Raw genomic sequence first — 8,537 nt, 5'->3', positions numbered from 1 at the left:
TTTGTGTGACAACTTCACCATAATCCCTCGCAGGGAGGGGAGTCCATACATCTACGGATCAATGGCTTTCTAGCTGAAACAAACCCAAAGACAAAGCTGTGGTTTGCTCATGTTTGAGCAGCCAGTCTTTGCGCTCTAAACCGCCGGCATAACCTGTTAAGGTGCCATTGGCGCCTATGACTCTGTGGCAGGGCACAATAATGGTCAGCGGATTACGGCCATTGGCAGCTCCCACGGCCCGCACCGCTTTGGGGTTATTCAGCGCCTGAGCGATATGGCTGTAACTGCGAAGCTCCGCAAAAGGGATTTTGCTCAACTCTTGCCAGACCGCTCGCTGAAATTCAGTGCCTTGAGCTGCCAGAGGTAAATCAAATTGCTGCAGGTTGCCAGTAAAATAAGCATCAAACTGAGCTTTGCAGTCTTGTAGCAGTGTGTCATTGCTGTGATCCGGTACTTCGCTTAAATCCCTGAACAAGACTGACTCTATACCTTTGGTATTGGCCGTAGCCACCAAAGGCCCCAATGGAGTAGCAAATTGTAGTTGCTTCATTCGGTTGTCTCCTTCAAAGCAGGACGGGATAAACTAAACCAAAGCTGAAAAGTGGCGTAACTGCGCCAGGGAGCCAGCTGCTCCGGTGTGATATCGCCATGACGTTTTAAGGCTTTTTGCACGCCTAAATCACCGCCTAACCAAATATCCGGATCGGCAAGACCACGCATTTTGCTGTAGGCCACAGTCCAGGGCCCTATGCCTTTGAGTTTGAGCCAGTCATCCGGTGTGGTTTCTGGCTCTGCGATCACTGTAGCGGCCAACTGCTTTAAGGTATCGCGCCTGGCTTGTGGCACTTTAAGCATCAGTAATTCGTTTTGACTGATGGCTTGTGGCGTTGGAAACAGCTTTTTCTCTGGATCATCCGGCAAAGGCTGTGCTAATTCAGCAAGTAAACGATTGAGCTGAGTGCGTGCGCCTTGCACACTGACTTGTTGGCCTAGAATAGCCCTTACGGCCGCTTCAAAGGGGCTCCATAAACCCGGTAGCCGTAAACCTGATTCCAGAGCATCACCAAACACTGGTGCAAGTTGCTGTTCTATCTGCGGCATATTGGCGTCTAAATCAGCCAGTTGGCGAATACGTTGCAGTACAGAGGTGAGCTCTTGCTGGCTGGGCCAATGCAATTTTAACAACATCGCCCCTTCTTTAAGCGGGCTTAATTCAAACCAGCCATGCACAACACCCTCCAAAGTTGGCCAGCTAAAGGTTCTGCCGTAAGCATCACCCTTGACCCATTCCATACCGTCCAGAGTGCGCTGGCGCCAGAAATCCAGCTGGGCTTGCCAGTTCAGTGGTGGTCGATAACTCAGTTGTAATTCAATCACAGAGGAGTGTCCTGTTGTTTTTTTACGCCGGATTTGGCTCGGGCTTAATAACAATTGCTGTTTAAAGGCGTCGTTAAAACGCCGGATACTATGAAAACCACATAAAGCGGCAATCTGATGCACAGGCAAGCTGCTTTGATGGAGTAACTGTTTTGCCAGCAACACTTGCTGGTACAAGGCATATTGTTTAGGTGCTACCCCTAAATGTTGCTGAAACAGCTTACGTAAATAACGCTCACTTATACCAAGACGCGATGCTAAAGCGGCCTGATCGCCATGCACTAAAGCACCTTCTGCGATGAGTTTTAAAGCGCGTCTGACACTGGTTTCGACACCAAGCCAGGCGGGAGATTGCGGCGCACTGTCGGGCCTGCAACGTAAGCAAGGCCGGTAACCGGCAGAGGCAGCCGCTGCGGCACAGGAAAAGTAGGTCACCTGATGTTCAGCCGGAGACTTAGCCGGGCAAATAGTGCGGCAATAAATCCCTGTGCTTTTTACCGCAATAAAAAACAGGCCATCAAAACGACTGTCGCGCGATAACCGGGCTTGTTGGCAGATCAGCGGATCCAGCATGCTACGGGCTCTTTTGCAGAAAACTAAACAGAGTGTACCTTGAGTACAAGAAAAAATCTGGCCGGATCCGGTACTGAAAAAACGCATTTTTATAGTGGTTCGCCTAGTCTCAACGGCAGTTTGATCTCAGACGACTATAGTTAAAGCAAAGTGAAGCGAACCCCTAACGCCAGTTCGACCAGACATTAATGTGAAGGAATGCTGTATGGAACACCACCTTAATGCCCAACAAGCCATAGGAGCTGAGGAAGACCGCTTGTTGTTTGCTGTTGATGCGCAAGTCACAGAAAAGCAGCAAGCGTGCTGGACTGTACTTATTGTCGATGATGAACCTGAAATCCATCAAATTACCTTATTGGCACTGCGCGATTTTAGCTTTCTGCAGCACAAACTGAAGTTTATCAGCGCTTACAGTGCGGCCGAAGCACGGCATATTCTTCAGCATAACAAAGACATAGCACTGATTTTATTGGATGTGGTGATGGAAACCGATGATGCAGGTTTAGTGCTGGTGCGTTATATCCGTGAGCAACTGCAAAACCAGCTGGTACGTATCATTTTGCGCACAGGTCAGCCAGGGCAAGCGCCTGAGCAGCGTATTGTGCTGGATTATGATATCAACGACTATCGCGCTAAAACCGAGCTGACAGTACAACGCCTGACCACCAGTGTGGTGTCGGCATTACGATCTTATATCGCCATCAGGCAACTGGCTGATTTGAATGAACATCTGGAGCAACAAATACAAACCAGAACAGAGCAGCTGCAAAGCACCAATCAGCAATTACAGCATTCATTGGCTGAGCTCGAAGCAGGTGAAAAAGCCGGTAAACAAGTGCAGTTTAAAATGTTACCGCCCGCCATTTTTAATTATGCCGGGTATCAATTCAGCCATGTGTTATATCCGTCAGAATTTATGAGTGGCGACTTTGTCGATTACTTTTGTGTTGATCAACATAAAGTGGTGTTTTATATCGCCGATGTGTCAGGCCATGGCGTGGCTTCGGCTTTTGTCACTGTCTACCTGAAACGTTTTATCAGCTCATTGCTGGAGCGGTATCAGCGCGACGGTTCTGCCTCTGTGGTTGATCCGGCCGCTGTATTAACACAACTGAATAAAGAGCTACTGAAAGACAAAATAGGCAAATACATAGCGCTGTTTTATGCGGTGCTGGATACACAAACAGCTGAATTGACCTATGCCAATGCCGGAGCCTTTCCCTGGCCTTTGCTGCTGCAACCACAGGAGCAACAACAGCAGCATTATCTGGAATTGAAAAGTACCCCTGTGGGCATGTTTGACTTCGCCAGTTACCACAATCAGCAGTTAGTCCTGCAGCAAAACAGCAGCCTGGTTTTATGTTCCGATGGCATTTTAGACTTGCTGCCGCAGCAAAACACGGAGCAAAAACTGCAGTATTTATTGCAACAAAGTTACCAGCACAAGGACATCGCCGATTTATTACGTGCTTTGGCGATAGACCCAGAGCAACAGTTGCCAGATGATTTAACTATACTGAAATTAACCCGGCAACAGAGCACCTGAGTGAGGACTGTATGACAGAGCAAATCCTGTTCGCCTGCGTTGACCAGTGCTGTTTTTTCAAATTATCCGGTGAGCTGCGTTACACCAATGCCAGTGGTATGGACGACTTAGTTGAACGGCTGTTTTCTGCAAAAATTCAATGCACTGAATTGGTGGTGGATTTAAACCAGGCCAGTTTTATCGACAGCACTTATATTGGCCTATTGGCGGCTTTAGCGCGTTATGCCCAGCAGCATCGGTTAGCAAAACCCGTGTTATTTTGCACTGTACCGGCCATCAATGAGCTACTGCTTAGTCTTTGTTTTGATCAAGCTTTTGACCTGGTGCAGCAGTCTACTGATCCTGATGTTGACCTTACCAGCGTTCAGGCTGTGCCTTACAGCGATCAACAAAAAGGCCAAATGATACTGCGTGCTCATGAAGCCTTGATTGCACTGAATGAACAAAACAAAACTCAGTTTCAGTCTGTGGTGGACTTGTTAAAACAACAGCTTAGTTAGCCCGTGCAGCAGGCCTGCCTCTGGCTATACTCAAAGCGCTTTTTTCAGCAAAAACCAACATCAAGGAGAACATTATGACCGAGGTTCAGGCTATTCCATCCGGTTTTGGCGCTGTATTGCCTTATCTGGTGATCAAAAATGCGGCAGCCGCATTCGATTTTTATCAAAAGGCCTTTGGCGCTGAAACTACATTACGGATGAACATGCCATCCGGCGCTGTGATGCATGCGGAAATGCGCATTGGCAGTGCGACTTTTATGTTTAGCGAACAAAGTGATGATTGGGGTACTAAAAGCCCGGATATGCTTGGCGCGAGTCCTGTCACTTTAATGATTTATGTACCTGACGTGGATGCTTTTGTTGAGCGTGCCGCAGCCGCTGGAGCCACTGTCACTATGCCGGTCTCGGATCAATTCTGGGGCGATCGCAGCGGCTGCCTGCAAGACCCTTTTGGTCACAACTGGATGATTTCGACTCATATTGAAGATGTGTCGGAAGAGGAGATGGCAAAACGTGCCGCGCAGATGTTTGGCTAGCTCTCTGTTTGCAGTGGCAGAGAAAAGACTTGCGTAAAGTCCCTCGTAGGTTGTACTCGCCGCAAAGCGGCAGTACAACAGCTAAACTTCTTCTGTGCACCAGCTCACACCTTCAAATCAATCTGCTGTAATAAGCCGACGTCTTTATCTTCAGTGATAAAAATGGAGCTGCGCTCCAGTCGGCCTCGTACTTCGTCTTTGTGGCGCAAGCTAAAAGGTGTTGCGATAGAATCGACACTCAATGCCGCCACGCCCATTTCTTTTAAGCTATATAAGCCTTTATCTTCAGGCCGCCATAACCATAAACTTTGCCAGATAGGGTCTTGTTGATCGATCAGGCCGTTTTGGTCTTTATCATAAGCAGCCAGTTCAGCAAAACCCTGACCTGTGGTTGGACCAAATAATTCTTTACCTGAATCGACAGCGCCGTTGTTATTACTGTCTTTGGCGAGATAATACTGACCTTGTGCAAGTTGCTGAATACGCTTGGCATTTTCGCTCAGATTAAAGGCTGAGCTTTGTCCGCTCAGTTCCACAGGGTGGCCGTTAAAACTCATCACTAAAGGGTCTTTCATTGGCTGTTCTGTGCGTTGGCTGTAGCTGAATTCTTCGTAGCTCATGGCAAATTGCATCGACCAGCTAAAGCTGCCGCCATCCTCTAAAGTCACTGAGCCGGAAAAATCGGCACTAATGGCTTCATAGCGATAGGACCATTCACGAATAGTGACGCCAGTAGCGTTTTGGTTTTGTGTGTGCTCCGCTAAAGTGCTGTTATCAGCCCCTTTTAAAGCACGGTTTAACTCAGCCGGGTCGACCCAACCTTGCAACTCTTCGCCTGTTAGTTGCTCTAATAAAAGCTTGATGGTGCGAATCGAATACACGGCGTTAAATAAACTTTGGTCACTGTCACTGTCACTCTCAGTCGCTGGATCGGCGGATGCTGCAGGCATAGTTTCAGCAGAAGCGCTAGTAGCCGAAGGTAACAGAGAAGTCTGAGTTAAACTTCTGTTATCCTTTGTTACAGTTGAGTTGTCGTTTCGCTCTGGACTCTGGCTGCGGCCAGCATAAAATAGCTGCTGACTAGTGGATGTCTGTTGTTGCTTGATGCTGAGGATTTGCATGTGTAGCTCCCTCTCTTACTTGGGCTTGACGACTGTATCGGCAGTGTTGTTTAAAATTTAACCAGGATCGCTATTATGTTAGAAAATTTTTTCCGTCAGTTGACGACAGATCCAGACAGCATCAGCTTTTCGCAAAGCATAGACTTGATAGAAAGCTTATATGACTTTACTGAAACTGCGTTTCGTAATGGAGATAAACAGAATGCGGCGGGGGAAAATAACGGCTCCTGCAAGATTTTTGCTTTTGCTTTACTACACCGTTTGTCTGAGCCTCAAACTTTGCAGATGTTTGGTGATTATTACCGCAAAGATGTGCTGGCAAGCCCCACAGGCACCGACCACCTTAATATCAGGCAGTTTATGCAGTATGGCTGGGATGGTATTGAATTTGCCAGTCAGGCGTTAAGCCCAAAATCGGTTTAAACAGATTTTACTTGTGGCAGTTTGCAGATGCGATTCATAGTGGCTTGAATTTTTTGCGGCGTAAAAGGTTTGGCCATAAAACCGCTTGCTCCACCTTCGACACTACGTTTCACATTTTCCACTGTGCTGTGTGCTGACATAATCACCACATGGCACTTCGGGTCCAAGGCTTTGATGTGGGTTAACAGCTCGTGACCATTACTATCCGGCAGTTCAATATCTAAGAAAATTACGTCTGGTTGCTCAGTGCTGATCGCTATCAATGCCTGTTGGCCTGTGCTGGCTTCCGCCACTTTTTCGGCACCCATAATGCGTAAGTTTTGATTTAAGAAATAACGAACTGAGCTGACGTCATCAACGATCAGAATAGAGGATTGCTCCAGAGTCATGCACAACATCCTTGCTTGAGGCATTTAACTTTGGTTGAGCATGCAGCGATCCAGAGAAAAGCGCAATAAATAAACGATATTATTGCAATAAAGCGGGATTAAGAACGAAACTGGCTTGGTAGCAAGCCTGTCCAGCGTTTAAATGCGCGGCGGAAGTTATGTTCATCGGAATAACCCAGCCGGTTGGCCAGTGTTTTATTTGACATACCTTGCACTAACAAAGCCTGTTGCGCCGCACAAGCTTTAACCTGATCCTGTAGCTGTTGGTAGCTGGTGTGTTGTAGCGCCAATAGACGTTTTAAGCCGCTCAAACTTAAACCCCAATGCCGTGCTGCGTCTTCCTGCGATGGCGATTGGCGTAATACAGTAAAAAGCCATTGTTCCAGTTGTTCGGTAAACGCAACTTTTTCTGGTATCGACTGCTGCAAGTACAGGCACCAGTTCTGTTGTTGTTGCCAAAGAACAGGGTTGGCGTCAGCAAAAGGATGCTTTAGCAGTGCAAGGGGCAAGGACAAACAATTTTGCAAACAAAGTTCTGGTGTCAGTTGCCATTGATGCTGGTATAACCAACTGGTTTCATAATCCAGACCCGTTGCACTGATACTTAGCCTTGATGTATCACCCAGCTGTTGTTTTACCAAACCCAGCAGGTAGTGAAGCATCAGTTGTTCTATAAAAGCCTGTTGTTTTCCCAGAGCAAAAGAGGGTCGTAGCACTAAGCGTAACTGCCCCTGTACTCGTTGCAAACGTATATAAACCAGAGGCAAAAGTTGTGAGCGGTAGCGATAAAAGCTCAGTAACGCTTGCTGTAAATTGCCACTGTGTCTGAGCATCAGCAGCAAAGGTGAATGGCTGTGATGTAACCAGCTTTGAGCTGTTAAATACGCCAGCTCAGGCCCAGGCAAGGCTTTTTGGCAATTACTGACCAGTTGCAGATACTGCGCTGGACTGATTTTAGTAGTGGCTTTGCGTAAATCTTGTTCAAATAACTTAGTGCCTTTGAGCAGGGAGTCTAAGGCAAAACCTCGACGCTGACACAATAAAATCATATCCAAAGCTGCAGTGCTGAGCAGCATGGCTTTGTCATCAAAGGCCAGCAAGGCTTTACTCACACTAAGCTCCACAGGGTTTTCTGCTGTTTCTGCTTTTGTAATTGTTGCCAGAGCTGGGATAGCAACCTTTGGGGTTGAGTGACGTGCTGCATGGCTGTGATTTCAGTGATGGTCCAGTGCAGTTGAGTTGGTAAATAGGTCGTCAGTTCTCTGCTGGCATTTTGCAACAGACTCTGCGCTATCGCCTGATTGCTTTGTGGCATCAGAATGACAAATTTATCGCCGCTGTAACGGCAGACTAAATCACCGGATCTGAATTGCAGCAGCGTCAGTTCGCTGAGCTGTTGCAGCAATAAATCGGCAGCCGCCATGCCTTGTTCCCTGTTAAAGCGTGAGAATTGGCTGATATCCACTAAGGCCAGACAAAAAGGCTGCTGGTGCTGTTGTTGTAGCTCCAGTTCACGTTTCAGTACAGCCAATAAATACTCTGGTTTATACAGTTTGGTTAATGGGTCAAGTAATTGATAATGGCGTAAATGCAGCTCGCGGCTGGCTAATTGCCTGTTAATAAAAGCTTGTTCTTTATGCCAGCCAATCAGGCCTAAAGTTAAGATCAGCATGCCAACAGGAGCCGGAATAGACTCAAGCCAGCTTAGTAGTCTGTGGCTATCCGGGTACTGGAAAAACTCGTCGAGTAAGTTCAGCTGGTAGGACAGTACCAACAATAAAGAACCGACATAAAGACCATTGGTAACCGGACCTGCCGGTCTGCTGTACAGCACTAATAATAACCAGGCAAGAACGACAGCCAGACTGCTGCCTTCGCCTAAAATATCCATCCAGTCGATGTCGGCCGCTGTTTTTAACTCGCCATAATTCACCGCCAGCAAAATACAAAGCAAAAAGAGTAGCGCTGTCAGCCAGAGTTTGGCCGGGTGCTGTGAGCTAAATCCCATCTCGACTCCTGCTTATAAAAGCATGGAAAAATAAACTCAGTTTGACCTTTGGATATGACAATGC

Annotated in this window: 10 protein-coding genes; 4 read left to right on the top strand and 6 right to left on the bottom strand. The window is 47.3% G+C overall.

What is annotated here, in order from left to right; all coding sequences use genetic code 11:
• Positions 1-58 precede the first annotated feature (58 nt).
• Positions 59-550 carry a methylated-DNA--[protein]-cysteine S-methyltransferase gene (locus WH43_RS03155; RefSeq protein WP_053423207.1) on the bottom strand — a complete coding sequence of 164 codons (492 nt, stop codon included), beginning with the start codon at positions 548-550 and terminating at the stop codon, positions 59-61.
• Positions 547-1,950: an AlkA N-terminal domain-containing protein gene (locus WH43_RS03150; protein ID WP_053423206.1), complete on the bottom strand. Its 1,404-nt coding sequence runs from the start codon at positions 1,948-1,950 to the stop codon at positions 547-549. The genes WH43_RS03155 and WH43_RS03150 overlap by 4 nt, the downstream gene beginning before the upstream one ends.
• 205 nt (positions 1,951-2,155) lie before the next feature.
• Here WH43_RS03150 and WH43_RS03145 point away from each other — a divergent pair, with 205 nt between their 5' ends.
• From WH43_RS03145 to WH43_RS03135, 3 genes are all read left to right on the top strand, one after another.
• A complete protein-coding gene (locus WH43_RS03145; RefSeq protein ID WP_053423205.1) occupies positions 2,156-3,496 on the top strand; it encodes a PP2C family protein-serine/threonine phosphatase in 1,341 nt (446 codons plus the stop codon).
• An 11-nt stretch (positions 3,497-3,507) separates the two neighbouring features.
• Entirely contained in the window at positions 3,508-3,996 is a 489-nt protein-coding gene (locus tag WH43_RS03140; protein ID WP_053423204.1) for an STAS domain-containing protein, read from the top strand.
• 74 nt (positions 3,997-4,070) lie between these two features.
• Positions 4,071-4,532, top strand: a complete 462-nt coding sequence (locus tag WH43_RS03135) for a VOC family protein (protein ID WP_053423203.1) — start codon at positions 4,071-4,073, stop codon at positions 4,530-4,532.
• A 104-nt stretch (positions 4,533-4,636) separates the two neighbouring features.
• Here WH43_RS03135 and WH43_RS03130 read toward each other — a convergent pair whose 3' ends face one another.
• Positions 4,637-5,653, bottom strand: coding sequence for an SPM autocatalytic domain-containing protein (locus WH43_RS03130; protein ID WP_053423202.1), 1,017 nt, complete (start codon positions 5,651-5,653; stop codon positions 4,637-4,639).
• A 75-nt stretch (positions 5,654-5,728) separates the two neighbouring features.
• On the opposite strand from WH43_RS03130, the gene WH43_RS03125 reads away from it, so the two are divergent.
• Positions 5,729-6,076, top strand: coding sequence for a HopJ type III effector protein (locus WH43_RS03125; protein ID WP_053423201.1), 348 nt, complete (start codon positions 5,729-5,731; stop codon positions 6,074-6,076).
• Here the strand turns inward: WH43_RS03125 and WH43_RS03120 are convergent.
• The 3 genes from WH43_RS03120 to WH43_RS03110 form a co-directional block, all read right to left on the bottom strand.
• A complete protein-coding gene (locus tag WH43_RS03120; RefSeq protein WP_053423200.1) occupies positions 6,073-6,465 on the bottom strand; it encodes a response regulator in 393 nt (130 codons plus the stop codon). The two genes, WH43_RS03125 and WH43_RS03120, sit on opposite strands and share 4 nt — an antisense overlap.
• Before the next feature lie 98 nt (positions 6,466-6,563).
• The gene (locus tag WH43_RS03115; RefSeq protein ID WP_053423199.1) at positions 6,564-7,577 is read right to left on the bottom strand and encodes a helix-turn-helix transcriptional regulator; all 1,014 of its coding nucleotides are present in this window, start codon (positions 7,575-7,577) and stop codon (positions 6,564-6,566) included.
• Positions 7,574-8,473, bottom strand: a complete 900-nt coding sequence (locus tag WH43_RS03110) for a GGDEF domain-containing protein (RefSeq protein WP_053423198.1) — start codon at positions 8,471-8,473, stop codon at positions 7,574-7,576. Before WH43_RS03110 ends, WH43_RS03115 begins: the two co-directional genes overlap by 4 nt.
• Positions 8,474-8,537: the final 64 nt, after the last annotated feature.

Source organism: Rheinheimera sp. KL1, assembly GCF_001275035.1.
In the GTDB taxonomy this organism is placed as follows: Bacteria; Pseudomonadota; Gammaproteobacteria; order Enterobacterales; family Alteromonadaceae; genus Pararheinheimera; species Pararheinheimera tangshanensis.
The sequence above is the reverse complement of the archived record's forward strand: the minus strand, read 5'-3'. Positions and strand labels throughout refer to the sequence as shown.

Coding starts and splice junctions, on each gene's coding strand:
- WH43_RS03130 (WP_053423202.1), bottom strand. CDS start 5,653: ATGCAAATCCTCAGCATCAAGCAACAACAGACATCCACTAGTCAGCAG.
- WH43_RS03110 (WP_053423198.1), bottom strand. CDS start 8,473: ATGGGATTTAGCTCACAGCACCCGGCCAAACTCTGGCTGACAGCGCTA.
- WH43_RS03150 (WP_053423206.1), bottom strand. CDS start 1,950: ATGCTGGATCCGCTGATCTGCCAACAAGCCCGGTTATCGCGCGACAGT.
- WH43_RS03145 (WP_053423205.1), top strand. CDS start 2,156: ATGGAACACCACCTTAATGCCCAACAAGCCATAGGAGCTGAGGAAGAC.
- WH43_RS03140 (WP_053423204.1), top strand. CDS start 3,508: ATGACAGAGCAAATCCTGTTCGCCTGCGTTGACCAGTGCTGTTTTTTC.
- WH43_RS03120 (WP_053423200.1), bottom strand. CDS start 6,465: ATGACTCTGGAGCAATCCTCTATTCTGATCGTTGATGACGTCAGCTCA.
- WH43_RS03155 (WP_053423207.1), bottom strand. CDS start 550: ATGAAGCAACTACAATTTGCTACTCCATTGGGGCCTTTGGTGGCTACG.
- WH43_RS03125 (WP_053423201.1), top strand. CDS start 5,729: ATGTTAGAAAATTTTTTCCGTCAGTTGACGACAGATCCAGACAGCATC.
- WH43_RS03135 (WP_053423203.1), top strand. CDS start 4,071: ATGACCGAGGTTCAGGCTATTCCATCCGGTTTTGGCGCTGTATTGCCT.